The following is a 25,698-nucleotide window of genomic DNA, read 5'->3' as shown; positions in this document are numbered from 1 at the left end:
CTTTTTTCGTAGAAAATAGGAAAACTGCCATGAATAGCGTTCTCAAGAATATTGAAACAATCAATGCATCCATCCCCGCTTACAGCCCATCCGGCAATGAATGCGCCTTGTTTGAACTGGCATGGAAGCGCAAGCTGCCATTGCTTCTTAAAGGTCCGACGGGGTGCGGAAAGACACGTTTCGTCAGTCACATGGCAGCAAGGCTCGGCCTGCCACTCTCGACTGTTTCTTGTCATGACGATCTTGCGGCTGCAGATCTGACCGGACGCTATCTGCTTAAAGGCGGAGACACTCATTGGGTGGATGGACCATTAACCCGTGCGGTGCGTGAGGGCGGCATTTGCTATCTCGACGAGATTGTGGAGGCACGCAAGGACGTGGCCGTGGTGCTGCATCCACTAACTGACGATCGCCGCATTCTGCCGCTGGAGCGCACCGGCGAATTGCTTGAAGCGCCGGATCGCTTCATGCTCGTTGTGTCATATAATCCCGGCTATCAGAACCTGCTCAAATCATTGAAACCGAGTACGCGTCAGCGTTTCGTGGCGATCGAATTCGATTTCCTGCCCAAAGAACAGGAAATTGCAGTGGTGAGTGCCGAAAGCGGCCTTGATGCGCATAAGGTCGTGCCGCTTGTGGCGCTTGCCCATCGGTTGCGTGGACTAAAAGGACACGATCTGGAAGAAGGCGTTTCAACGCGTTTGCTGGTTTACTGCGCATCGTTGATTGATGCTGGCATGTCGCAACGCGAGGCCGCGCGTGCGGCGATGATTGAGCCGCTGACCGATGAGCCGGATGTGAAGGCAGCGCTGCTTGAAGTCGCTGATGCGATGTTGAAATAGGCGGGTTATCATGCTGGATTTTCTGGAGCTCGAAGAAACAGTTGGCCGCGCGTGGCACCGACTTATCGGCAAGACCGGTTCATGGCCGCAATATCCCAATCAGGCCGTGAAGCTTGCCGATATTCGCCAGAGGCTTGCGATCTGTTTTCGTGGTTTTGGTGGTGACGTCACTGTGCAGATTGCACCCGCCCGTGCCCGAACCTCCGGGCATCGGCTGGGCTTGCGGCAGCGTATGGCTCTGGGCGAAGAAAAAATAGCCCAGCCCCTGCGCGATGAAGCAACGCTGATGTTGCCGCCGGAGATTGCGCTCTTTCCGGATCGCGTGCTGAATTACGATCTCTATGTCTGGCTTGCAGGCTATATGGCGATCATGCCAACCGAACTGGAAGCCATGCCCGATGATCCGTTACGCCGCGATCTTGCGGCTCTCGATATGGCGGCAGAAATAGTGGCCAAAGCCTGTGAATTGTTTCCCGGGCTGGAAGATCGCTATGCCCGGCTTTGCGACGCCGTATTGGAGGCGCGACCAAATCGGCGGCTCAACCAACTCGAGCAGCTTGTTGAAGAACGTGTTCTTTCGCTATTGAGAGACGGCGCTGGTCTTCCGGATTTCAGTCTTCCTGCCATTTTCCCGCATCGTGCTCCGGCGGGCTATCTGCCGAACCTTCCCGTTCCGCTCTGGCCGGGGCTTATCTGGCGCGATGAAACTGCAGTCCGCCCGGCGGAAGACGAGCCCGTGCGCAACTCTCAGGCTGAAGCTGCCGAAACCTGCCGCCAGATAGCGCAGCGCGAGAAGCAGGACCCGCGGGTTACTGACAGGAGCCCGTTCATTCTCAACCGTTTCGAGAAAATCCTCGCCATGGCCGAGATGGTCAGCGTTGACCGACCTTCGGATGACAGTGACGAACAGAATGCAAAATCCGCTGATGAACTCGATGATCTGACATTGGGCGAGCGTAAGGGCAGGCCCGCTGCTCGCTTCCGCTTCGATCTTGATCTGCCGCCGGAAGCGGTTGATCGCAACCTGCTAATGGCCAAGCTTACCTATCCAGAATGGGATTATCGCAAGGCAACCTATCTTCAGGATCATTGCAGCGTTCTGGTGGCCCCTTTGCAGGAGTGTGAAGAAGCGCTGGCGCTGGATGACGAAGTGCGAAGTCTTGTACGGCGAGTGCGACGCCAGTTTGAAATCCTGCGACCCGGCCGCGAAATGATGCGCGCACAGCTTGATGGTAATGATCTTGATCTCGACGCTGTGGTACGGTCACGTTGCGATTTTGCGGCTGGCGGGCAAGGTAGTGAGCGGGTCCATCTGATGAGCCGTCCGCAGGCCAATGATCTGGCGGTAACGATTCTGGTCGATGTTTCGCTTTCAACCGATGCATGGGTGGATAACCGTCGGGTGCTTGATGTGGAGAAAGAGGCGTTGCTGGTTATCGCCAATGGCATTGCTGCCTGTGGCGATCGCTGTTCTATTCTGACCTTCACGTCGCGACGACGCTCCTGGGTGCGGGTTGAAACTGTGAAGGGCTTTGATGAGGCTTTCAGCCCAACGGTTGAGCATCGCATTGCAGCGCTGAAGCCGGGCTTTTATACCCGCATGGGTGCTGCCACGCGCCATGCAACGGCAAAACTCAGTGAACAGCACAACCGAAAAAAGCTTCTGCTGCTTTTAACCGATGGCAAACCGAATGATGTCGATCATTATGAGGGGCGCTTTGCACTGGAAGATACACGCCGGGCTGTGAGTGAAGCGCGCGCCAAGGGCGTTAACGTCTTTGCAGTGACGGTTGACCGCGAGGCCAATGCTTATCTGCCTGCACTTTTCGGACATGGTGGTTTTGCAATGGTTGCAAAACTTGCGAAATTGCCAGTTGCTTTGCCCGCGATCTATCGAATGCTCGCGGGCTAGTTTTCAGCAAAATCACTATGCCGGAAGCTTCCGGCATCAACTTCTGTTTAATGAGGAAAAAAGCAAATGACCACACAGCCGATCCTCGCGGCAGTTCTTGCCGACAAAGACGTATCCGTTGATTTGCTTTTGGCAGAAGTTGTTGCGCAGGGCGAGGCGTGTGGATTGAAGGTCGCGGGTTTCTTACAGCACCGCGGCTTTGATACAGACGATTGCTGCCGTGAAATTGTCATCGAACGGATCGGCACCGGTATCAGGCAACTTATCTCTCAGCCGCTCGGTTCAGGATCGCGCGGCTGCCGCCTTGATCCGGCAGCACTTGCAGACGTCGCTGGTCCCTTGTTGGCCGAGATCGATGCAGGCGTCGATTTACTTATCCTCAATCGCTTCGGCAAAAGTGAAGCCGAAGGTCATGGCTTTCGCGCGATCATTGAATCAGCTTATTCAAAGCAGATTCCTGTGCTGACCGTTGTGCGTGATGCTTATGTGGGCGACTGGCGCGACTTTGCGAGCGATTGCGGTATGTTGCTGTCGCCCGACGAGGCGGCTCTTGCCGCATGGCTTGAAAGCGTTGTCTCGCTCAAAGTGCTATCAGCTGCCAGCTAACTTTCCTTAGCTATGCATGACAGATGCGGTTTTATGTCGGCTCACCCAGGCTGCGCCAATGCCGCCGTGCAAAAAGCCGTTTGAAAGCGGGACGGCTGGATAGATTGCCTGCAATCGGGCAAGGCCTTCTTCGGTATCGATACGTTCCTGCAGCACATCGTCATGCACTTTTGCGACAGCAACCATATCGCAATCCTGCGGCGACAGCCTGAACCGGGCAACGCCTGCGGCTTTCAGGTCGGGTATGTCTTCAATCAATGCCTGACACGTGTGCGACAGTGTCTGCACCCCATTCAGGGCAAGGAATGACTGGCTATCGAGTGTTTTGACTGGCAGACCGTCCGGCTCCTCGGCACAAACAAACTGACAATTGTCTTTGATGTGTCCTTTAGAGCGTGCATGGGCGCAACGCGCTGAAATGGCGAGTGGTACGCGACCGAAAGTGAAGATTTCGAAGGCAACATCTGGCGCTCCCCTGATGATTTCACGGATTGAAGCCAACGGTAATTCCGGTGGCAGGCAGATGGATTGTGCGCCGCGCTGAGCCAAAACCTTGGCGGTAGCGGCGTTGTAAACATTGATTAGCGGGCCGACCATATGCGGTTTGCCAGCCAGCAGGCCCAAGGCCGACAGATCGTTGGCTTCTACGGGAAAGAGCGATTGTTCAACGGTCTGCCGCACATGCTTTGCCTCGCGTTCAAGCATGACGAGGGCAAGCGAACCAAGGCTGATGGCCTTGCCTGCCTGTTCCAGACGCTCGATTACATCTGCCATGTAGGGATCGATAAAATGGAACCGTTTGGAGCAGACGATTTCACCGAGTGTGACGTGACCGACCGGAGCTTCATCGGCAATGCGGAAATAGAAATCGCGCCATTTCGGGCCATCCCAGAGAAAGAGAACAGGCCCTAGGCTAAGGCTGGGATTAAAGCGTGAATCCGACATGGCTATCTCCAGCGTTTTTCATAGGCGCCCGATGTGGTCTGCTGACCTTCACTTAGTGCGCGCAGTCGTGAAAGCAGAGCGGCCCGCTTTTCGGGTGCGGCGGCAAGCGTTTGACGAAGTGTCGAAACCACTTCCGCGACATAGGCTTTGCCGCGCTGTCGCCCTTCGATTTTCAGAGCCGAAACACCGGCTGCACGGAGTTCGTCTATGTGGTTCATCACATCAAGAGACACCGGGTCTTCAAAGGCATAGCCTTCTTCATCACCGATATTGAAACGCCCTTTGCAAAGGGTCGGATAGCCTGCGGGTTCGCCAGCCGGAAAACGATTGATGGTGTAATCCCCGAGTTCCGAAACGAGCTCGGAACCGTCGTTTCGATAACGCACATGGCTTGCGGGCGAGCAGACACCGTTCATATTCGGTGAGCGGCCGGTGGCGTAGGATGAAAGCGAGCAGCGTCCTTCGGCCATGACGCACAAGCCGCCAAAGACGAAGACTTCCATTTCGCAAGCAATCTTGCGTCCGAGCTTTGCGATATCGGGGATGGTCAGCACGCGCGGCAACACCACGCGTTTGGCTTTGAAGGCATCGATCAGAAAGCTGATCGCATCGGCATTGGAGGCAGACGCCTGCACCGAAACATGAAGCCGCTGTTGCGGATGGCGCTCTGCTGTGTAGGCCATCAAGCCGAAATCGGCGAGGATCACTGCATCGGCACCAAGCGCCGAGGCGTCATCAACGGCCTTGTACCAGAGTTGCTCATCGCCCGCGCGCATGAAGGTGTTGATGGCGACGAAGACCTGCGTGCGCCGCGCATGGGCGAAATTGATCGCTTCCCGCAACTCCTCACGACTGAAATTGAGACCCGGAAAATTGCGTGCGTTGGTTTCATCGCGGAAGCCGCAATAGACCGCATCAGCTCCGGCTTGCACGGCTTCGCGAAATGCGGAGGGTGTTCCAGCAGGACAGATCAGTTCCATGAACGGGCGTCCTCCTTTGTGTCGGCGGCGAGCGCTTTGTCGCGCACAAAACCTGCGATGGCTTCCACCACCGGGGCGAAAGGCCCTGCGCCTTTTCCAAGGTCTGCTGGCAGATCAACGTTGCAATCATCCAGTGCATTGCGCAGGGCAAGCATGGCTTCCATATCGCCAGTCACTGTGATGTCGCGTGAAAAGAACAAGGCATCGCCATCGAGCTTTCCTTCGAGAAGGGCAAGCAGCATGACGAGGGGGCCTTCGATAGCGGCATCGGTCACAAATTCTGCGCTGCTGCGCAACACTGAAATGCGTGGGACGCCGGGTTCAACCAGAAAAGCGAAAGGCAAATCGGATGGCCTGAACCCAAACCGCTTGTTGACGTGCTCGCCGAGCCTTTCAAACAGCCCCGGATGTGCGCGGATAACTTGAAAGAACACACGAGAAATGAGCGGGTTGAGCAAAAATGGCGGAATAAACCGAACCGGGGCAACCACGGCGGGCGGAATTTTCATCATGATTTTGCTCCAGGCATTTCTATGCACACCAGCTTTGCGGGGTCTGCACAAGGACTAGGCGATTCAAGCCCGTAAGAGTTTGATCTGGATCAAAGACGGCAGAAGAATTGCGTATTCAAAGTGAGACATGAAAAATGCCTCCTCACTGCCTTCCTCTTTTAACGATCTACAGAGTTTCGTGTCGGAGCTTGAAAGACGCGGTGATCTTGTCCGCATACAGCGTCCGGTTTCGCTTGTGCATGAGATCACCGAAATTCATAAGCGTGTACTGGCGGCCGACGGCCCGGCCTTGCTATTTGAAAAACCGGTTGATGCCGAGGGCAAAGTGCAGTCCATTCCGCTTCTTGCCAATCTTTTTGGCGCTGAGCGTCGGATTGCCTGGGGGCTTGGCCGCACGCCGGAAGAGCTCCCTGCTTTGGCCAATTTTTTGGCCGAGCTGCGAGCACCAACGCCACCGCGTTCAGCAGGTGAAGTATGGAGCAAGCTGCCTTTGGCAAAAGCAGCCCTGGCAATGCGACCACGTCGTGTCAGCCGTGCGCCGGTGCATGAAATCGTGCGTGAGGGTGGGGCGATTGATCTGGGCGCGTTGCCGATACAATGGTGCTGGCCGGGAGAGCCGGCGCCGCTCGTGACTTGGCCTTTGGTGATCACCTGTGCGCCAGATGATCCTTATGACATCAATGTCGGCATTTACCGAATGCAAAAGCTTGGACCAGACAGGCTGATCATGCGTTGGCTGGCGCATCGCGGGGGTGCGCGACATCATCGTATGTGGCAGAAGGCAGGGATGGATATGCCGGTTGCAGTTGCAATCGGAGCAGACCCCGCAACAATTCTGGCAGCCGTCATGCCTTTACCGGAAGGCATGAGTGAACTAGCTTTTTCGGGCCTTTTTTCGGGGCGAAGGCCTGCAATCGTAGAGGCGCACACCGTCCCTCTCATTGTCCCGGCCAACGCGGAAATTGTGCTTGAAGGTTTTGTATCCGTGAGCGAAACCGCGCCGGAAGGGCCTTATGGCGATCACACCGGCTATTATAACAGCGTCGAAGAATTTCCGGTTATCCGTCTTAGCGCAATCACCATGCGCAAGAATCCGCTCTATCTCTCCACGTATACTGGGCGACCGCCTGACGAGCCTTCAAAACTCGGCGAGGTGATGAACCAGCTGTTTGTGCCGGTAGTGCGCAAGCAGTTTGCCGAGATTACAGATCTCTGGCTGCCACCGGCCGCATGTTCTTATCGTGCAATGGTGGTGGCAATCGACAAGCGATATCCGGGACAGGCGCGGAGGGTCATGATGGGGCTTTGGTCGATATTGCCGCAATTTAGCTACACCAAGCTTATCATCGCCGTCGATCCAGACATCGATGTGCGCAATTGGGATGATGTGCTCTGGGCACTTTCCACACGCTTTGATGCGAGCCGTGATCTGGTGACGCTCGATCATACGCCGGTTGATTATCTCGATTTCGCTTCGCTGCGTTCGGGGCTTGGCGGCAAGCTCGGGCTTGATGCGACCAATAAGATCGGCGCGGAAACTGATCGCGAATGGGGCAATGTTCTTTCCATGAATGAAGAGACGATTGCGCGGGTGGATGCGATGTGGGGCGCGTTGGGAATTGATCTGGAGGCGACGAGGCGATGAAGCGGGTAGTCGTGGGTGTGTCCGGCGCGTCTGGGGTGTTGATTTCGCTGAAGCTACTGGAATGTCTCAACAAGATGCAGGGCATTGAAACGCATCTTGTTATATCGCAGGCGGCAGAGCGAACGCTGCATTACGAGCTTGGTCCAAATGGCAATTCAATGCTGCACCGGCTGGCAGAAAAGACCTATTCGATTGAGGATGTTGGAGCCGCGATTGCGAGTGGATCGGTGCCGACAGCCGGTATGATTGTCGCGCCCTGTTCCATGCGTACACTTGCGTCGATCGCTCACGGTTTCGGCGATAGTCTGCTAACGCGGGCTGCTGATGTGCAACTCAAAGAGCGGCGCAAGCTGTTGCTGATCACACGCGAGACACCTCTGCATCTGGTCCACTTGCGCAATATGTGCACTGTCACCGAAATGGGCGCAATCGTCATGCCGCCGGTACCGGCCTTTTATCTGCATCCGCGAACGGTGGAAGATATTGCCCATCAGATCGCAGCGCGAGCCATTGATCTGATGGGGATTGGTGAGCAACAGGCCGAAAGCTGGAGCGGATCAGCTTAATTTTGGATGCCGGTCAACAAGGGCCTGCCTGCGCAATTGCAGCTCTTCGATCTGCTGTTCCAGCGAGAGGATTTCGTCATCAAGCTTATCGACGCGTTCCTCGATGTGGGAATAAGCTTCTTTGAGCAGCAGTTTGGCTTCCGTCTTGTTGGAGGCGCTTGGTGTGTCACCACGCAACGGTTTGTTGGCCGTTTCGGGCAGGAAGAATGCCGTGATGAGACCCACGACGGCTGCACACATGAGATAATAGGCAGGTAAATAGATATTATCCGTTGCCTCGACGAGCCAAGCGGCAACGGTTGGGGTCAGACCCGCCACGATGATCGAAATATTGAAGGCTGCCGCAAGCGCGCTGTAGCGAATGCGCGCCGGAAACAGAGCAGGCAGTGTTGATGCCATGATGCCGGTCAGGCAGTTGAGCAATATCGCCAGTATCAGCAAGCCTGCAAAAATCGTCGCGATGTGACCGCTGGCCACAAGATGGAAAGCTGGCAAGGCAAAAAACAGCAAGCCGAGGCTGCCGATGATCAGAAATGGCCTGCGACCGAACCGGTCACTGAGAAAACCGACAACGGGCTGCACGAACAGCATCCCGATCATCACCACGATGATGATGAGAACCCCATGATCCTCGGAATAGCCGAGGCTCTGGGAGAGATAGGTCGGCATATAGGTGAGCAGCATGTAATAGGTGACGTTGGTCACCAGAACCATGCCAATGCAGACGCTCAATGCACGCCAATATTTGTTGATGATCTCTTTGAAGGACACCATCGGACGATCTTCGATGGCATCGCGGTCTTCTTTTTCCAGTGCTTCAAGCTGCTGTGTGAAGGCAGGCGTTTCCTCCGCGGCATGGCGAAGATAAAGCCCGATCAAGCCGAGCGGGGCGGCAAGATAGAACGGAATACGCCAGCCCCAATCGAGAAAGTCTTGTTCTCCAACCATTGTGCTGAGGAACACGACGAGACCAGCACCAAGCACAAAGCCCGCAATCGAGCCGAAATCCAGCCAGCTACCGAGAAAGCCGCGACGACGGTCGGGAGCATATTCTGCAACGAAAATCGCAGCGCCCGTATATTCGCCGCCTACGGAAAAACCCTGTGCCAGCTTGCAAAGCAGCAGTAGGATGGGTGCCCAGATACCGATAGTGGCATAGGACGGGATAAGGCCGATACAGAAAGTGCTGGCAGCCATGATGATGATTGTGAGCGACAAAACCTTTTGTCGCCCGAAGCGGTCGCCCATGACGCCAAAGAACAGGCCGCCGAGAGGGCGCACCAGAAATGGCACGGAGAATGTCGCAAGAGCTGCAATGGTTTGAATGCCGGGTGCAGCATTGGGAAAGAATACCTGCCCCAAAGCATAGGCTACGAAGCCATAGACGCCGAAATCGAACCATTCCATTGCATTGCCGAGGGCAGCGGCGGTAATAGCTTTTTTGAGTTTGGTGTTGTCGATGACCTTAATGTCGTGAATTTGTAATGGTGTAGCCTGAGATGAGCTGCTTGCAGCATCGCTTTGCGCCATTCGCCACCGCCTTTATGCGTTTTGTTATCGTATCTCACGCAACAGAACAGCGGCCCTGCATTATAGAACATGCATTGGCCGCTTCTTCGTTCAGTCGATTTGAGCGGGTAACGAGTTGGCGTCTGTTTTGGTTCCGATAAGGCTTATAAATAGTCGGCAAAGAAGGCGGCAGATTGTGTTATGCCGGGCCGAGCATGATGAATGTTTCGCTTTTGCTGACGCCCTGAAGCGAGCGGATTGTCGAAATCACCTCATTAAGTTCGGAAATGGTCGAAACCTCCAGCTCTGCAATCACATCCCAGATGCCATTGGTGTTGAAGACACCGGTCAGGCCCGGGACACGCTTGATTGCGCTGATTGTTGCTTTTAGCGACGAGCCTGACATTTCGATAAGCATGAAGGCACGTATCTGATCCTTGCCGATGTCATCGCGAACGCGGATCGTGAAGCCTTTGATGTCGCCATTGGCAATCAGCCGGTCGAGACGTTTTTGCGCTGTGGCTCGTGCAACGCCTAACAGTTCCGCGAGCTGTGGAACAGAAGCGCGACCGTTGATCCGAAGCTCCGTGACCAGTCTCTTGTCCAGCTCATCCATGGCAGTGACTTTCTTTAAAGTAAGTTCGACTGACGATATCGTCACTATTTTATAAAAATAATCACTTTATATTCTTTTTTGTCAATCTGATTGCAGATAATGATTTTGCCAAGGGGAATGCAACAGCAGCTTCTAATACGAACGAAGTGATAGGAGCGTTGCGCAAATCCCTGTTCAGGCCGGATACAAGGTCGCGAAGATAGCGTTAAAATGTAGCTCCAAAACGGGGCTTTCGTAGGGGAACCTTCAACATGAAATTTGCCAAACTTTTTTCTACCGCCCTTGTGGCGCTAGGCATTTGTGTTTCCTTGAACACAGCAAAAGCCGACGATCTGGAAAAGATTCAGAACAAAGGCAAGATGACGATTGCCCTTTCGGGTGTGTTCCCTCCGTTCAGCTTTGTCGATGAGAGCAATAAGGTTGTCGGCTTTGACGTCGATATAGGCTCGGAAATCGCACGTCGCCTGAAGGCAGAACCTGAAATCGTAACCACGGCCTGGGACGGCATCATTGCAGGTCTCGTGACCGGTCGTTACGACACGATCGTTGGTTCGATGGGCATCACTGAAGAACGCAAGAAGGCAATCAACTTCGTCGGACCTTACTATCGTTCGGGCCTGGCGCTGTTCATTCGCAAGGGTGATACGGTCAAGTCGCTTAGCGAACTGGAAGGCAAGACAATCGGTGTGACGCTGGGCGAAACCTCCGAAAAATGGGTTCGTGAGCAGGGCAAATATGAAGTCCGCACCTATAAGGGCCTGCCTGAAATGCTTCTCGATCTTGGCTCGGGTCGTATCGATGCCGTTGTCGCCGATGACGTTCCTGTGCTTGTCGCCATAGGTAAGAGCAATGCGCCGATTGAACAGGTGAAGGACGATCAGCTGCCGCGTTACGATATCGGTATTGCGGTTCGCAAGAACAATCCGGAGCTTCAGGCTGCCATGCAAAAGGCGCTCGACGATATGATGGCTGATGGCACATATAAGGCCATTTCCGAAAAATGGATTGGTGTGGATATCCGCTAATTCGAACTGTTTCGGGTGAGGGCAGCAAGTGAGCTGCCCCACTTCCGATTAATAGTCCCTAAACTCTGCTTTACAGCTTCTCGCCAGCCCTTTGGCTGAGAGACATATGCGCCATAGGAGATTTCTTCCTGATGGAGCAGAAAGGTTGAAGGATGGATATCGCACTTATCGGGCGGATTTTTCCCTTCATTGTTGAATCGGCCTGGGTCACAGTCCAACTGACTATCGTATCGCTGCTGATTGGCCTCGTTGTTGCCAGCCTTCTCGTCATGGCGCGCTTCTCGCGCTATGCGCCTATTCGCTGGATCGCCATCGGCTATATCAGCATCATGCGCGGTACACCGCTTCTGGTGCAGCTGTTCCTTGTTTTCTTTGGCGGCCCGCAGTTTGGTTTTGAATTTACCCCGTTTGTGGCGGGTGTCATCACGATGGGTTTCAACATCGGCGCCTATATGTCTGAAGGAATGCGCGGAGCAATTCTGGCGGTCGATAAAGGCCAGAACGAAGCGGCGCGTTCGCTGGGCTTTGGCAGGGCCGGAACCATGCGGCTTTTCATTCTGCCGCAGGCGGCTCCGCTCATGATCCGTTCGCTTGGCGTCAATACGGTCATCCTGACCAAGAGCACCGCGCTCGTTTCAACAATTGGCGTGGTGGAACTGACCTACACTGCTCAGCGCTTTGTCACTTCGACATACAAGCCATTTGAGGTTTTTGCGATTGCCGGTGCTGCGTACATCGTCATCATCGCTATCATTTCACTGATCATCCGCGGCTTTGAAATCTTTTTCAATGCTGACAGGAGGGCGGAAGCATGAGTCTGGATTTCACCGTTGTTCCGTCTTATCTGGAATTGATGTTGATTGGTCTGCTCTGGACCGTTTTGATTACCGTACTGGCTGGTGTGATCAGCATTGTGCTCGGTATTCTGATCGCAATCATCACGCTTCATGCGCCTAAAATAATCAGCCTGCCTGTGCGCGGTGTTGTTTTCCTTTTCATGGGAACGCCATTGCTCTTGCAGCTCTATCTGCTCTATTATGGCCTTTCGCAGATCGGGATCATGGTGCCAGCGTTCTGGACCGGCGTGTTTGGCCTTGGCATGCATTATGCAGCCTATAATGCCGATATTTTCCGCGCATCGCTTGAGAGCGTCGACGAAGGACAGATGGAAGCCGCCCGGTCGCTTGGTTTCAGCCACGGATCGTCGCTTCGCTATTTCATCATCCCACAGGCGATCCTCACGGCTCTGCCGCAGGTTGGCAATAACAGCATCATTCTGCTCAAGGACACAGCCGTTCTCTCCGTGCTCGGCATCACAGAACTGGTGCTGAATGCGCAACGCGCCATAAGCGAAACCTATCGCCCCTTTGAGTTCTACTTCGTTGCAGCCGTGCTCTATTACCTCGTCAATCTCTTGATGGAATGGGGTTTGAGCAAAGCGGCCAAGAAAGCGGAAGCTATCCGATGAACACACAGACCCCCATGATCGAATTGCGTCAGATCAGGAAATCCTATGGCGAACATGAGGTGCTGAAAGGCATCGACCTGACTGTCGCACGAGGCAAGATCGTTTCCATTATTGGCCCCAGCGGATCGGGAAAAAGCACACTGCTGCGCTCGATCAATATGCTGGAAGAAACGTCAAGCGGAGAAATCTGGCTTGATGGCAATCAGGTCAATCGCCCGCTCAAAGGGCGCGCTTTTGAAAAGCACATCAACCATATCCGTCAGGAAATGGGGATGGTTTTCCAACAGTTTAACCTGTTTCCGCATTTGACCGTGCTGCAAAACATCATGATTGGCCCAATGCGCCTCAAAGGGCTTTCGCGCAGCGAAGCACTGGAACGCGCCAACAATCTGCTCGCCAAGGTCGGCCTTGTCGATAAGGGTAATGCCTATCCGGCACGTCTTTCGGGTGGTCAGAAACAGCGTGTCGCGATTGCCCGCGCTTTGGCGATGCAGCCCAAGGTCATGCTTTTTGATGAAGCAACCTCTGCGCTCGATCCGGAGCTGGTTGAGGAAGTCAATCAAGTCATGAAGCAGCTCGCAAATGAGCACATGACCATGTTGATCGTGACACACGAAATGCGCTTTGCGGCGGAAGTTTCCGACCATGTGATGTTCATGGACGGTGGTGTGGTGGTTGAACAAGGTCTGCCGCAGCAAGTCCTCTCTACCCCCAAGGAAGAGCGGACGCGGGCATTCCTGCGTAAGCATCTTTCACACTAGTGGATTGAATGTGACGTTTGAATCCCGACTGACATCCACGCCCGTTCAAACGTCAAATTCAGAAAATCGACTAGATTCATATAGTTACCGCCGGTTCGATGAGATCGGCATCTTAAAACTTATATTCTGCAGCGTATTTCTATCGTCTCGGAATATGCTCTAATCGACGGAGACTAGAGTTCATGACTGCGAATGTTTCAAACGGCGCGCAAAACGCCGTAACGACGGCGCACAACCATATTAATGCGCAACACGTCGAAGAGCTGGCCCTGCGCATGGTTGGCTGGGGCAGCGAAACCGGTACGCCCGGCGAGGCCGAGTTTTCCGATCAACTTGTTAGGCTGTTGAAGGAAATTCCATATTTCCAGCAAAACCCGGACAATATTCGTACTGTTGCAAGCCATGGCGATCCGCTGACGCATAATGTGGTTGCGCTGGTCCGCGGTAACGGCAAACGCACGCTCGCACTTGCAGGCCATTTCGATACGGTTGCGACTGATAATTATCACGAGCTCAAGTCGCTTGCTTGCGACAGCCGCAACCTCAAAGACGCGCTCATCAAAGATCTGTCGAAGCGCGCCCGTTCCGCTCAGGAAGAACGCGCGCTTGAAGATTTGCTCAGCGGCGATTTCCTTCCCGGTCGTGGCTTGCTTGATATGAAAAGTGGCCTTGCGGTCGGTATTGCGTGTGCCGAGAAATTCGCAGCCGATCCTGATCGCAGTGGCAATCTGCTGCTGGTTTTTACACCGGACGAAGAGCGTGAAAGCCGCGGCATGCGCTCAATGCGCAATGCGATGCCGACTATTGCCCGGGATTTCGACATTGAGATCTCAGCAGCAATTAATCTCGACGTGACGTCCGACCAGGGCGATGGCAGCGAAGGCCGCGCAGTCTATGCGGGCACCATCGGAAAGCTGTTACCCTTTGCGCTGATCATCGGATTGAGCTCGCATGCAAGCTACCCTTATGAAGGTGTTAGCGCACAGGCGATGGCCGCCAGCATTCTGGCGCGCTTTGAAGGCAATGCAGCGCTCGCTGATCGCGATGAAAATGACATTTCGCCGCCGCCTATCTGCCTTGAGGCAAAAGACCTCCGCGACGGCTATGAAGTAACGACGCCTGAACGCTTCTGGATCGCGCTCAACTGGCTTTATCATGCCATGACTGCTGACGAGCTGTTCAGTCGTTTTAAGAGTGAAGTGCAGGCGGGCGCGACAGAGGCTGTGGAACACTTTGCAGCACAATCAGAAGCTTTCGGCCAGTTGATTGGCAAACGTGCAGGCGCAATTCCAGCAGCACCAAAGCTCATCACATTCGAGCAGCTGCGCGCGATGGCTGCCGATGTTGCCGGTGAGAAATTCGAAGCGCTTTACAGCGCGCAGGAAAAGCGCCTTGCCGATATCGACAATCCGCTATCGGTCAGTCGTCAGTTGACCGAGTGGCTTGTCGGCGTTGCACATCTATCGGGCCCGGCCGTTGTGGTTGGTTTTGCAGGGCTGCATTATCCAGCAAGCCATCTCGACGATGCTCAGGCCAATGATCGCGCTTTCAAACAGGCAATCGACACAACGATGCAGACATTTGCGGCCTTCCCGGATCAGTCGCTTGTGTGGAAGCCGCATTTCCAGGGCATCTCTGACATGAGCTTCTTGGGGCAGGCAACACTTGGTCAGGACATCGTTTCAAACAATACGCCGGTTGCGCGCCTTGTTGATCATCCAGCCGGTGACGCGTTGCGTTTTCCGGTGGTCAATATCGGCCCTTGGGGTCGTGAGTTCCATCAGAAGCTGGAGCGCGTACACGCGCCTTACGCCTTTGAAGTGCTGCCGCAGATCGTTTCGATGATTGCGGAAGAGTTTTTGTCGAAGCGTGTCTGAAGTTCAGCGCGAATTCATCCGATAAAGGATTAGAATCATGACCAATGAAAAGCTGAACATTGTTCCCTTCGTCAGTGTCGATCACATGATGAAGCTTGTGCTTACGGTGGGGGTCGAAACCTTCCTCAAGGAACTTGCTGCGGTGATCGAGGAAGATTTCCGCCGTTGGGAGCAGTTCGACAAGACGCCACGCGTTGCCTCGCATTCTGACGAAGGGGTCATTGAGTTGATGCCAACGAGTGACGGTACGCTTTATGGCTTCAAATACGTGAACGGCCATCCGAAAAACACCAAGGAAGGTCGTCAGACTGTCACTGCTTTTGGTGTGCTGGCTGATGTTGGCAATGGCTATCCGATGCTGCTGACCGAAATGACGATCCTGACGGCATTGCGCACGGCAGCCATGTCGGCAGTTGCCGCAAAACATCTTGCCCGACCAGATTCAAAGACCATGACGATCATCGGCAATGGCGCACAGAGCGAGTTTCAGGCTCTGGCGTTCAAAGCTATTCTCGGGATCGAAAACTTACGTCTTTTCGACATTGATCGCTCTGCCAGCGAGCGTTGCGCACGCAATCTGAGCGATAACGGCCTTTCGATTACGATTCACGCCACCTCGCAGGAAGCCGTTGAAGGTGCCGATATCATCACGACGGTCACAGCTGATAAGCAATATGCGACCATTCTGAGCGACAACATGGTTGGGCCCGGCGTACATATCAACGCAGTTGGCGGCGATTGCCCCGGCAAGACCGAGTTGAACAAGGATATCTTGCTGCGCTCCGACATTTTTGTCGAATACCCGCCGCAGACCCGTATTGAAGGCGAAATCCAGCAGCTTGACGCCGATTATCCGGTCAAAGAACTATGGGAAGTTATCACCGGAGCAATTGCTGGCCGATCGTCAGATCGTGCCATCACGCTGTTTGACAGCGTCGGTTTCGCAATCGAAGACTTTTCTGCGCTGCGTTATGTTCGCAGCAAGTTGCAGGAAACAGGTCTCTATGTCGAGCTCGACATGCTCGCGGATCCCGATGAGCCGCGCGACCTTTACGGAATGCTGCTGCGCTGTGAAAAGGCGATCAAAAAAGCGGCCTAATGGAAATAGTAAAACCGGTGGTGAGAGCCACCGGCTTTTTTTATTATACGCTACTGAGCAGGATGCTGGTTTCGCTGTTCAGCACGCCTTCGATCGTTCGCACTTCGCGCAAGACGCGGTCAAATTCGTGCAGGCTTTCCGCATGGATTTCTGCCACCAGATCCCATGAACCATTGGTCGTATGTAGAGTGCGTATCTGCGGCAATCCCCGCAACAGCTTGATGACTTTTGTCGTTGATCGACCCTGCACTTCGATCAGCATGATCGCGTGTACAACCCCATCATCGTAATCCTGCCGAACCCGGATCGTGAAGCCAAGTGCTGCACCTGTTTCGAGCAGGCGGTCGAGACGCGCCTGAACGGTGCCGCGTGAAACGCCAAGGATTGTCGCCAGTTTCGAAAGCGGCGCGCGTCCGTCCTCTCGCAAAATGGCAATCAGCTTATGATCCAGTTCGTCAAAAATATGCATAGTATTTTTTACAGTTTGACTGTGCAAATTGCTAGAATTTTTACAGTTCACCGAGCGGTTTTACAATTTTAACTGACTTTATGCCCTCCTACTCTGTTTCTCGGAGTGCTGCTGGAGGAGCGTGTGAGAATGTTTGAGAGCTGTCAAAGCGACCTGATCGCGCAACCCATGCTCATTGCGCAGTTCGCGCTGAATTCGGTTCCCTTGGTAATGCGATAAGCGCTTTAAATTTTTGTTTTTACGCATGTCTTTCGCGACGTGCTTCAGCCGTGAGAATAGTCTGAGAATGAGCAGGCCGTCTGTACAGAGCCCAAAATCGGTCGTTATGATCCGACCACACCACTTCACCCCCAATGCGCAGACCGCAAAGGACAATGCGTTTCAATCGGTCGACGAACGCCGTTCCGCTGAGATGGTTGCAAAAGCAGCTTTCGACGAAGTGACGGGCATGGCCGAGGGATTGGCCGATGCAGGCATAACGGTTCATCTCTTTGAAGATGAAACCCATGCCCTGCCCGATTCGGTTTTTCCCAATAACTGGTTTTCCACCCATTCGGGCGGACATGTCGCCATTTATCCGATGTTCTCGGAAAGTCGACAGAAGGAACGCCGTCCCGACGTCATCGAAATGCTGAAGTGCGACTATCGCGTTCAGGATGTCATCGATTATTCGGGTCTCGAACGCGATCACTTCTATCTCGAAGGCACAGGCGCCATGGTGCTCGACCATATTGGACGTGTTGCTTATGCAGCTCGGTCCAACCGCACCAATGAGGTAGCGCTTGAACGCTTTTGCACGCATTTCAATTTCGAACCGATGGTGTTCGATGCGCTCGATTCGTCAGGCAAGCCGATTTATCACACCAATGTTCTGATGTGTATTGGCACTGATTACGCGCTGGTCGGCACCGATATGATTACGGATCCGGCCCGTCGACAGGAGATCGTTGATCGCCTGCAGGAAACAGGCCGCACAGTCATTCATCTCACTGCGGAACAGATCGGTGAATTTGCCGGGAATGCCATCGAACTCGAAGGCCAAGACGGCCGCGTTCTGGCCCTTTCGGCCCGCGCTTTCGCCGCTTTAAGCAAAGCTCAGATCGAGACAATCGAGCAGACTGCAAAGCTTTTGCCTTTCGCTGTGCCAACGATTGAGCTGGCAGGTGGATCGGTACGCTGCATGCTCGCAGGCATTCATCTCTCACGCCGCACAACAAACGGCACACATTTGCTTTACGCAACAACAAGAGCCGGGTAGATAGGCTCCAGCTAAATTGAGGGTAACCTTCCATGTCTTCTAACAGACCCGTTTATGAGTTTAATTCGATCATCGTCCGTGAGCCTTCGCGCTCGGTGGTAAATGGTCTTCGCGCGCTGGATACCGGCAACCCGACCTATGAAGGCGTGAAAGCTGAGCACGATGCTTATATCGCTGCCATGCGCGCCGCAGATGTTGAGGTTACGATCCTTCCTGCACTTGAAGATTTCCCAGATTCCATTTTCGTCGAAGACCCAGCACTTGTCTTCACCGAAGGTGCAATTCTGCTCCGTCCAGGTGCGCTTACGCGCGTTGGTGAAACAGCTGTCATCGAACCGACGCTGCGCCAGATGTTTGATACGGTTGTTGAATTGCCGGAACCAGGTTTTGCTGATGGCGGCGACGTTCTGACGACCCAGAAGACCGTCATGATCGGCCTTTCCGCTCGTACCGACAAAGCAGGCGCAGCAGCCCTGATCGCCAGCCTCGATAAGATTGGTCGCAAGGGTGAGGTTGTCTCGACCCCTGAAGGCGTCCTTCATTTCAAAACCGACTGCTCGCTGGTCGATGAAGAAACTGTTCTTTCGACGAACCGTCTCGCAAAGTCGGGCGTATTCTCTGGTCTTCGCCAGCTGATCGTTCCAGAAGGCGAAGAAGCTGCTGCCAATGCGCTGCGCGTCAATGACGTCGTGATGGTCGGCTCGGATTTCCCACGCACCATCGAGTTGCTGGAGAAGAGCGGCTATAACGTGGTTCCGCTCAAGACCACGGAGATCGGCAAGATCGATGCGGGCCTTTCCTGCATGTCGCTTCGCTGGTATCGCAAGTAATTCTGGCGGCTCAGGGGCGTCCGCTCCTGAGCTGTTTTTGTATGCGCATTCCCCGTGCTTGCTATCGTCACAGGCAAGCCAACAAAAATATAAGGAGAACGGGAACATGGTGGGTTTTAAAGGGAAAATTGCTGGCGCGATCGCGCTTGCTGCCTTGGCCAGCGGTGCTGCTCAGGCTGACGGAAAACTTCGTCTTGGCATGACGCCAGAGCCTTATATGCCTTTCACCCAGGTTAATGCGGCGGGTGAATGGGAAGGGCTGGAAGCAGACCTTTCACGTGCCCTTTGCGAAAAGCTTGCCGACAAGTGCGAGTTCAAGTCGATGGCGTGGGATGGCCTCATTCCATCGCTCACTGAAAACAAGGTCGATTTCATCATCGGTGCGTTCTCCGTGACTGATGAACGCCGCAAGGTCGTCGATTTCAGCACGCCGTACTACACTGAAGGTACGGTCGTCGCTGGCGCCAAGTCTGATGAAGACAAAATCAGCACAGTCGCAGCAAGCGACGGTTCCGGTGAAGTCGTTGATCAGGCAGCCCTCTCAGGCAAGATCGTCGGTGTCCAGACATCAAGCGTCCAGTCGGCCTATATGACGAAATATCTTCCCGACGTTTCGATCAAAAGCTACGACACTGCTGACAATTCGGTTGCCGATCTGGTTGCAGGTCGTGTCGATTATGTTCTGGCACCAGATCTTTTCGTTCAGAACTTCCTGAAGACGTCGCAGGGCGAAGACTACGAGGTCAAGCTTGTGACGCCTAAGAGCGTCGTACTGGGCGAAGGCGTCGCCTATGCCGTTCGTAAGGGCGACACAGCAACGCTTGGAAAAGTCGATGCAGCACTTGCTGAACTTGACAAGGACGGCACTCTCAAGTCGCTGGTCGACAAGTGGATTTTTGAGAAGAAGTAACTCGATCCAATGCGAACGCCGCCAGCGGCGTTCGCTCATCGAGGTGCTGTGACCTCCACATTTCACAAAATGCTTTGCGCTTTTCATAAAGTGGAACGGTAGCAGACCGCAACTCATAAGAGTTGTACCGAGCAGTCGTTCTATAAAGCGCTGAGCTTTTTTGATCGGATTAATCTGCATGGATTCTTATTGGCAACTGTTGGCCTGGGGAAGTGAGGGCTGGGGAGACGAGTTCGCGCATGGGCTTATGATGACCTTGCAGGTCTCGGCCGTAGCATTCGCAGTCTCGTTTCTTTTCGGGCTCACCGGCGCCTCCGGTAAACTTTCGCGTAATCGCTACATAAAAGCGATTGCAGATTTTTATACGACGGTGGTTCGCGCCCTGCCTGAGTTGCTCGTTATTCTGCTGTTGTACTTCTCCGTTGCGACGGGTGCCGAACGCCTTCTGAAAGCAACAGGCCTTGTCGGAAACGATTTCCAGTTCAGCGCCTTCTGGGCTGCGATCATCGCACTGGCTTTCGTCAATGGTGCGTTCATGACGGAAGTGCTACGGGCTTCCTATCTTGCCATTCCACGCGGTCAGATCGAAGCTGCTCTTTCCATCGGAATGCGCAGACGCCAGATATTTACCCGCGTCACCTTTCCGCAAATGATGCGTCATGCAGTGCCCGGCATCGGCAATCTGTGGCTATCGATCACTAAGGAAAGCGCGATCATATCGGTGTTGGGTTCCTTCCATGAACTGCTTTACACCGGCTATCGTGCAGCTGCTTCCACCAAGCAGTACATCTTCTTTTATGGCCTCACGGCATTCCTGTTTTTGGCCATCACACTTGTCTCTGTCATTGTGATTGCGCAGCTTGAAAAGCGCTTGAGCCGGGGGCACGGATAATGGAATCGATTACAAAAATCGTTGAGTTCTTACCGCCTCTCATCAAGGCAATGCCGCTCACTCTGCTTTTGACGGCTACGGCAGGTGTTATTGGTCTCATTTTCGGTACGCTTAGCGCGCTGGCACGGCTTTCAAGCAGCCGCATTCTGAAATGGCCGGCTTTTGTCTACACGTTCATTTTCCGTGGCACGCCGCTTCTGGTTCAGCTTTATCTGATCTATTACGGGCTTGGGCAGATCCTGCCAGGCACATGGGTCAGACACAGCTTCCTCTGGCCATATATGCGTGATGGATTGTGGTATGCCGTGTTTGCGTTGAGCCTCAATCAGGGCGCTTATAATGCCGAGGTTATTCGCGGCGCTATCAAGTCAATTCCGCGTGGTCAGATTGAAGCGGCGCTTTCCATCGGTATGAGCCGGTTCAAGATTTTGCGTCGCATCACCCTGCCGCTGGCCTTCCGTCATTGTATGCCGGTTCTGACCAGCGATCTGATCATCCTGCTTAAATCCACCTCGCTCGCTTCCACAATCACGATCATGGAAGTGATGGGAACCGCACGCGCGTTGCAGCGCAGTTCCTTATCGATCTTTGAGCCGTTGATTGCGGCAGGCATTCTCTATTTCACAGTTGTGTTCATCCTCACCCGGATCATGAATGTGATCGAACGGCGCATGAGTGGCTCACGCGCCTCGATGGTCTGATCTGTTTCAGGAGCAATTCAAAATGACTTCCATGGCACTGGCCGTCAAAAATATTCACAAGAGCTTCGCAGGCGTCGAAGTTCTCAAAGGCATCTCCTTTGAAGCGAAGAAAGGCGATGTCATATCGCTGATAGGCAGCAGCGGCTCCGGTAAGAGCACATTGCTTCGCTGCATCAACTATCTGGAGACGCCCGACCAGGGAGAGATCGCCGTTGCGGGCGAGGTGATCCGCACGAAAGTCGGACGCGATGGAAAATCGCATGCCGCCGATCCGCGTCAGCTTGAACATATCCGCACACGTCTTGGCATGGTCTTCCAGAGCTTCAATCTCTGGTCCCATCGCACCATCGTTGAGAATATCATCGAAGGACCGATCCACGTTCTAGGCATGTCGAAGGCGGAAGCACTGGCCGAGGCTGAGGTGCTGATGGAGAAGGTGGGTATCACGCCCAAGCGCGATCAGTATCCGAGCCAGCTCTCCGGGGGGCAGCAGCAACGTGCCGCGATCGCGCGCGCGCTCGCAATGAAGCCTGAAGTCATGCTGTTCGATGAGCCGACCTCAGCACTCGACCCGGAACTCGTGACGGAAGTGCTGCAGGTTATCAAAAAGCTCGCTAGAGAAGGCCGGACAATGGTGATGGTGACGCATGAAATGGCGCTGGCACGCGAAATTTCGAGCGAAGTCATCTTTCTGCATCAGGGACTGGTTGAAGAGCGCGGTTCGCCTGATATCGTGATGCGCAATCCGCAGTCACCGCGTTTGCGCCAGTTCCTGCATATGAGTTGAGGGGGAGATCATGACGGACAATAAACTGGGTGCATTCGGCGATGAACTGAAAGCTATCCGCAGGCATCTGCACAGCATTCCGGAGCTGGGCCTGGAGGAAGTTGAGACTTCCGACTATATCGCCTCAACGCTCGAAAAATGGGGTTATGAGTTAAGCCGTGGCCTTGCGAAGACTGGCATCGTTGCTTCTCTGCGTCGCGGCAGCTCAAACCGCTCCATCGGTTTCCGCGCTGATTTCGATGCACTGCCAATTCTCGAAGAAACTGAATTGCCTTATGCGAGCAAGAACGCTGGCAAGATGCATGCTTGTGGCCATGATGGCCATACGGCAATGCTGCTGGGCGCGGCTTGGTCGCTTGCGCAGGATACGGACTTTTCTGGAACCGTTCATTTCATCTTCCAGCCCGCCGAAGAAAACTTCGGTGGTGCTCAGATCATGATCGAAGAAGGCCTTTTTGAGCGCTTCCCCTGCGATCAGGTTTTTGCCCTGCATAACTGGCCGGGTCTTCAAGCCGGCAAGTTTGCCTCGAAGGCTGGACCAATTGCGGCGTCCATCGATGCGTTGACGCTCACGGTAAGGGGCAGCGGCGGGCACGGTGCAGAACCGGAAAAAACAGTCGATCCGATCGTTGTGGCCTCAAGCATCGTGATGGCTTTGCAAACAATCGTCGCCCGTAATGTTTCGCCGCATCAGGCAAGTGTCATCACGGTTGGCGCATTTAATTCCGGTGCGGTTTGCAACGTTATTCCCGATGCGGCCACGCTCGAAATTTCGATGCGCGCGACCGATCCGGCCATCCGCAAAACGTTGCGCGATAAGGTCGAGCAGGTGGCAAAGATGCAGGCGGCAAGTTATGGCGCCGATGTCAGCTTTGACTGGATGACCGGTTATCCTGCAACCATCAATGATGCGGGGGCATTCGAGCAGGCAAAAGCCACGGTTTCCCAGCATTATGGCGAAGACGCATTTGAAGAGCTGGATAAGCCGTTCATGGGCAGCGAAGACTTTTCCTTCATGCTGGAAAAGACTGCTGGTGCCTATCTCCTGATCGGAAATGGTGAAAGCTCCGGCCTGCATACGTCGAAGTATAATTTCAACGATGAAATTCTGGAGCGCGGCGTGTCCTTCTTCCATAATCTGGCCAAGGACAGCCTCAAAGTCTAGCATTCAAGAGGCGCGGTATTCCCCGCGCCTCTTTTCCAGAGCGCGGTTCGATCTAATTGGATCAGATCGGCGTTCTAAATATTTGTTTAACGCGCATCCTGAAAACCGTTTCACACTTTTCGGGATGCGCTTTAAAACCGCGCGGGAATGTTGCTCAAGGTCTTCGTGCTGCTGACCACGAGACCTGCAAGAGTGAATTTCAGAGGGAAATGCGCTTCAAAGCCTTGTCGAGAGCAAGAAGCTCAGGCACGGGCGTTCCGGAAGAAAGATTTGGCGCAGCGCGTCCCATCACATCCGCAGGCACAACACAGGCGGCACGGATCGCCTCTTCAAGTGGCACGCCGACTTGTTGAACGAGATTGGCGAGACAGCCGACCATATCGATATGGGCACCAGCAAGTGAACCGGCGGCATTGACGAGGGCGCCGTCGCGCACTTCGATCCGTTCACCGTAAAGTTCGAAATGATCCGGCCCACCAATGGTGGACATGGCGTCAGACACAAGGAACATGCGGTCACGTTTTGGGCGCGCACGCCATGCAATGCCGACCATCTCCCATGTCACATGATGTCCGTCGACAATGATGCCGACGAAAGCATCGCTGCCAATTGCGGTGCCAACCACGCCCGGCTCACGCGAGGTCATTGGCGGCATGGCATTGTAAAGATGGGTGTAGCAGCTGATGCCAGCTTCAAGGCCTGCCTTTGCCTCATCGGTCGTGCCATTGGTATGACCTGCCGAAACCACAACGCCCATATCGACGATCTGTTGAATGGTATCGCTTGGCACCATTTCCGGCGCAAGCGTCAGCATCACCGGCACATCAGCCTTGCGCAGGATTTTCAGCGCTTCAAGCGTGGATGCATCCATAGGGCGGATAAATTCGACACGATGCGTACCCTTGCGGGCAGGGTTCAGATGTGGGCCTTCGATATGCAGGCCGAAGAAGCCGTCCATACCCTTGCATTCGACGGCGGCGTGAGCCGCCTGAATGATGCGCTCCGGCTCGCAGGTGATCAGCGTTGGCAGTACCCATCCGGTGCCGAGTTTGCGAAGTGTGGAAATAATATGCGCGATACCCTTGGCACTGGTATCTGAATTCAGCATGACGCCGCCCGCGCCGTTGACCTGCAAATCAATACAGGCGGGCATCAGGATATGCGGTGTCAGGTCCGGGGTTTCATCTGATTTGCACGGACGCAGGCGGTTGATGCCCGAAGCGCTGATCTCGGCCACAAGACCGGTCTGAAGACGCCCATTGAGGAATACAAAGTCTGGGGCGACAAGACGGCTCATCGGGATTCTCCTGCTTTATTAGAGCGCACCCCCAAACGGGTGAAACGGTTTTCGGATAAGATGCGCTTTAAAACAAATAGTTAGAGTGTATTTGAATGTGACTCAAGCTGATTCAAATGCGCTCGAAGTGCGTAGAGTGCAACGCCGCGCGCGCCGGAACTGTCGCCGAAACGGGCTGTTTTGATCCCTGGTATGCGGGTTGGGCCAAGCTTTTGCTTTTCGAATGCTTTCGATACGCGTTCGGCAACACCTTCCATGTTGGAAAGACCGCCGCCCATCACAATGCAATCGGGGTCGACGACGAGCTGCATCGTCAGTAGCGATTCCGCCATCAGTTCTGCCCAGTCATTGAGCACCTGTTCTGCCGCTACATCACCACTGGATGCGCGTAGTGTGAGTTCCTGATTGGAAATTGTTTCACCAAGCTTGATCTTTGAAATATCGGCAAGACCTGTGCCGGAAACATAGCGCTCCATGCATCCAGTCTTACCACAGCCGCAAGGGATCAAGGGCAGGTTCTGCTGACTTAAAATACGTGCTGGCATGCCCGTATGGCCGATTTCCAGCGCCAGACCATTATAGCGCGGTGGAATATCTCCATTGATCACAAGGCCTGCACCCATGCCGGTGCCTACAATGAGGCCAATCACGACGTCGCCGCCTTCGCCCGCACCGCCGTGAACTTCCGAATAAGCGAAAGCCATACAGTCGTTCATCAGCGGAAAGCTGCGTCCAAAGCGCGCCACGAGTGCTGCACCCACATCACGCCCGGTGATGGGGATGTTGGAGGCAAAGCCGTGGCCGGTGGCGGGGTCAATCCAGCCTGGTAAGCTGATGCCAACGGGCAATTTCGGATTGCCGGATGTTTCGTTCAGCCATTCAATCTGTGCCGCCAGCCCTTCGATGAAATCCTCGAAACTGCTCACAGGAGTTGGAATCCGCCGCGTCAGAACGGTTTCCATATTCGCGTCGAACAGACGACCCTCAATTTTAGTGCCGCCCAGATCAATGGCGCCGCAGATCATG

The 25,698-nt window shown here is 54.3% G+C and carries 26 protein-coding genes; 18 read left to right on the top strand and 8 right to left on the bottom strand.

Features of this window, described 5'->3' with window-relative positions; translation table 11 throughout:
* Positions 1–29 precede the first annotated feature (29 nt).
* The 3 genes from CES85_RS06345 to CES85_RS06335 all read left to right on the top strand — a co-directional run bounded on the left by CES85_RS06345 (position 30) and on the right by CES85_RS06335 (position 3,360).
* Positions 30–842: a CbbQ/NirQ/NorQ/GpvN family protein gene (locus tag CES85_RS06345; RefSeq protein ID WP_095445108.1), complete on the top strand. Its 813-nt coding sequence runs from the start codon at positions 30–32 to the stop codon at positions 840–842.
* Positions 843–852: 10 nt separating this feature from the next.
* On the top strand, positions 853–2,754 hold the full coding sequence (locus CES85_RS06340) for a nitric oxide reductase activation protein NorD (RefSeq protein ID WP_095445107.1): 1,902 nt from the start codon (positions 853–855) through the stop codon (positions 2,752–2,754).
* Positions 2,755–2,820: 66 nt separating this feature from the next.
* Positions 2,821–3,360 carry a DUF2478 domain-containing protein gene (locus tag CES85_RS06335; RefSeq protein ID WP_095445106.1) on the top strand — a complete coding sequence of 180 codons (540 nt, stop codon included), beginning with the start codon at positions 2,821–2,823 and terminating at the stop codon, positions 3,358–3,360.
* A gap of 6 nt (positions 3,361–3,366) precedes the next feature.
* On the opposite strand, the gene CES85_RS06330 is transcribed toward CES85_RS06335, so the two are convergent.
* From CES85_RS06330 to ubiT, 3 genes are read right to left on the bottom strand one after another with little or no spacing between them, the layout of a single operon-like run.
* Positions 3,367–4,305: a U32 family peptidase gene (locus CES85_RS06330; RefSeq protein ID WP_095445105.1), complete on the bottom strand. Its 939-nt coding sequence runs from the start codon at positions 4,303–4,305 to the stop codon at positions 3,367–3,369.
* Between the two features lie 2 nt (positions 4,306–4,307).
* Positions 4,308–5,285: a ubiquinone anaerobic biosynthesis protein UbiU gene (ubiU, locus tag CES85_RS06325; RefSeq protein WP_095445104.1), complete on the bottom strand. Its 978-nt coding sequence runs from the start codon at positions 5,283–5,285 to the stop codon at positions 4,308–4,310.
* Complete coding sequence (gene ubiT, locus CES85_RS06320; protein ID WP_095445103.1) at positions 5,276–5,797, bottom strand: ubiquinone anaerobic biosynthesis accessory factor UbiT; 522 nt, start codon at positions 5,795–5,797, stop codon at positions 5,276–5,278. Before ubiT ends, ubiU begins: the two co-directional genes overlap by 10 nt.
* 127 nt (positions 5,798–5,924) lie before the next feature.
* Here ubiT and CES85_RS06315 point away from each other — a divergent pair, with 127 nt between their 5' ends.
* Positions 5,925–7,442: a UbiD family decarboxylase gene (locus CES85_RS06315; RefSeq protein WP_095445102.1), complete on the top strand. Its 1,518-nt coding sequence runs from the start codon at positions 5,925–5,927 to the stop codon at positions 7,440–7,442.
* Complete coding sequence (locus CES85_RS06310; RefSeq protein ID WP_095445101.1) at positions 7,439–8,008, top strand: UbiX family flavin prenyltransferase; 570 nt, start codon at positions 7,439–7,441, stop codon at positions 8,006–8,008. The genes CES85_RS06315 and CES85_RS06310 overlap by 4 nt, the downstream gene beginning before the upstream one ends.
* On the opposite strand, the gene proP is transcribed toward CES85_RS06310, so the two are convergent.
* Positions 8,000–9,538, bottom strand: a complete 1,539-nt coding sequence (gene proP, locus CES85_RS06305) for a glycine betaine/L-proline transporter ProP (RefSeq protein ID WP_095445100.1) — start codon at positions 9,536–9,538, stop codon at positions 8,000–8,002. The two genes, CES85_RS06310 and proP, sit on opposite strands and share 9 nt — an antisense overlap.
* A gap of 178 nt (positions 9,539–9,716) precedes the next feature.
* On the bottom strand, positions 9,717–10,133 hold the full coding sequence (locus CES85_RS06300; protein WP_095445099.1) for an Lrp/AsnC family transcriptional regulator: 417 nt from the start codon (positions 10,131–10,133) through the stop codon (positions 9,717–9,719).
* A gap of 251 nt (positions 10,134–10,384) precedes the next feature.
* Here CES85_RS06300 and CES85_RS06295 point away from each other — a divergent pair, with 251 nt between their 5' ends.
* From CES85_RS06295 to ocd, 6 genes are all read left to right on the top strand, one after another.
* The gene (locus tag CES85_RS06295; protein ID WP_095445098.1) at positions 10,385–11,158 is read left to right on the top strand and encodes an ABC transporter substrate-binding protein; all 774 of its coding nucleotides are present in this window, start codon (positions 10,385–10,387) and stop codon (positions 11,156–11,158) included.
* A gap of 152 nt (positions 11,159–11,310) precedes the next feature.
* Complete coding sequence (locus tag CES85_RS06290) at positions 11,311–11,973, top strand: amino acid ABC transporter permease (RefSeq protein WP_095445097.1); 663 nt, start codon at positions 11,311–11,313, stop codon at positions 11,971–11,973.
* Positions 11,970–12,626 carry an amino acid ABC transporter permease gene (locus CES85_RS06285; RefSeq protein WP_095445096.1) on the top strand — a complete coding sequence of 219 codons (657 nt, stop codon included), beginning with the start codon at positions 11,970–11,972 and terminating at the stop codon, positions 12,624–12,626. Before CES85_RS06290 ends, CES85_RS06285 begins: the two co-directional genes overlap by 4 nt.
* Positions 12,623–13,387: an amino acid ABC transporter ATP-binding protein gene (locus CES85_RS06280; protein ID WP_095445095.1), complete on the top strand. Its 765-nt coding sequence runs from the start codon at positions 12,623–12,625 to the stop codon at positions 13,385–13,387. Before CES85_RS06285 ends, CES85_RS06280 begins: the two co-directional genes overlap by 4 nt.
* 275 nt (positions 13,388–13,662) lie before the next feature.
* Positions 13,663–15,264 carry a M20/M25/M40 family metallo-hydrolase gene (locus tag CES85_RS06275; RefSeq protein ID WP_404903746.1) on the top strand — a complete coding sequence of 534 codons (1,602 nt, stop codon included), beginning with the start codon at positions 13,663–13,665 and terminating at the stop codon, positions 15,262–15,264.
* A gap of 37 nt (positions 15,265–15,301) precedes the next feature.
* On the top strand, positions 15,302–16,363 hold the full coding sequence (ocd, locus tag CES85_RS06270) for an ornithine cyclodeaminase (protein ID WP_095445093.1): 1,062 nt from the start codon (positions 15,302–15,304) through the stop codon (positions 16,361–16,363).
* A gap of 43 nt (positions 16,364–16,406) precedes the next feature.
* Here ocd and CES85_RS06265 read toward each other — a convergent pair whose 3' ends face one another.
* Positions 16,407–16,832, bottom strand: coding sequence for an Lrp/AsnC family transcriptional regulator (locus tag CES85_RS06265; RefSeq protein WP_095445092.1), 426 nt, complete (start codon positions 16,830–16,832; stop codon positions 16,407–16,409).
* Positions 16,833–17,118: 286 nt separating this feature from the next.
* Here CES85_RS06265 and ctlX point away from each other — a divergent pair, with 286 nt between their 5' ends.
* The 7 genes from ctlX to CES85_RS06230 all read left to right on the top strand — a co-directional run bounded on the left by ctlX (position 17,119) and on the right by CES85_RS06230 (position 23,375).
* Positions 17,119–18,090, top strand: coding sequence for a citrulline utilization hydrolase CtlX (gene ctlX / locus CES85_RS06260; RefSeq protein ID WP_095445091.1), 972 nt, complete (start codon positions 17,119–17,121; stop codon positions 18,088–18,090).
* Positions 18,091–18,122: 32 nt separating this feature from the next.
* The gene (locus tag CES85_RS06255) at positions 18,123–18,920 is read left to right on the top strand and encodes a dimethylarginine dimethylaminohydrolase family protein (protein WP_095445090.1); all 798 of its coding nucleotides are present in this window, start codon (positions 18,123–18,125) and stop codon (positions 18,918–18,920) included.
* 106 nt (positions 18,921–19,026) lie between these two features.
* Complete coding sequence (locus CES85_RS06250) at positions 19,027–19,830, top strand: transporter substrate-binding domain-containing protein (RefSeq protein ID WP_095445089.1); 804 nt, start codon at positions 19,027–19,029, stop codon at positions 19,828–19,830.
* 178 nt (positions 19,831–20,008) lie between these two features.
* Positions 20,009–20,722 (top strand): ABC transporter permease, encoded by a 714-nt coding sequence (locus tag CES85_RS06245; protein WP_095445088.1) that lies wholly within the window; start codon positions 20,009–20,011, stop codon positions 20,720–20,722.
* Positions 20,722–21,423 (top strand): ABC transporter permease, encoded by a 702-nt coding sequence (locus tag CES85_RS06240; protein WP_095445087.1) that lies wholly within the window; start codon positions 20,722–20,724, stop codon positions 21,421–21,423. The genes CES85_RS06245 and CES85_RS06240 overlap by 1 nt, the downstream gene beginning before the upstream one ends.
* A gap of 22 nt (positions 21,424–21,445) precedes the next feature.
* Positions 21,446–22,210 carry an ABC transporter ATP-binding protein gene (locus CES85_RS06235; RefSeq protein WP_095445086.1) on the top strand — a complete coding sequence of 255 codons (765 nt, stop codon included), beginning with the start codon at positions 21,446–21,448 and terminating at the stop codon, positions 22,208–22,210.
* 10 nt (positions 22,211–22,220) lie between these two features.
* Positions 22,221–23,375 (top strand): M20 aminoacylase family protein, encoded by a 1,155-nt coding sequence (locus CES85_RS06230; protein WP_095445085.1) that lies wholly within the window; start codon positions 22,221–22,223, stop codon positions 23,373–23,375.
* A gap of 199 nt (positions 23,376–23,574) precedes the next feature.
* On the opposite strand, the gene nagA is transcribed toward CES85_RS06230, so the two are convergent.
* Together nagA and CES85_RS06220 are read right to left on the bottom strand one after the other, a co-directional pair.
* The gene (gene nagA / locus CES85_RS06225; protein ID WP_095445084.1) at positions 23,575–24,672 is read right to left on the bottom strand and encodes an N-acetylglucosamine-6-phosphate deacetylase; all 1,098 of its coding nucleotides are present in this window, start codon (positions 24,670–24,672) and stop codon (positions 23,575–23,577) included.
* Positions 24,673–24,752: 80 nt separating this feature from the next.
* Entirely contained in the window at positions 24,753–25,697 is a 945-nt protein-coding gene (locus CES85_RS06220) for an ROK family protein (RefSeq protein ID WP_244923166.1), read from the bottom strand.
* Position 25,698: the final 1 nt, after the last annotated feature.

Source organism: Ochrobactrum quorumnocens, assembly GCF_002278035.1.
GTDB classification, from domain to species: domain Bacteria; phylum Pseudomonadota; class Alphaproteobacteria; order Rhizobiales; family Rhizobiaceae; genus Brucella; species Brucella quorumnocens.
This window is presented reverse-complemented; position numbering and strand designations above follow the sequence as displayed.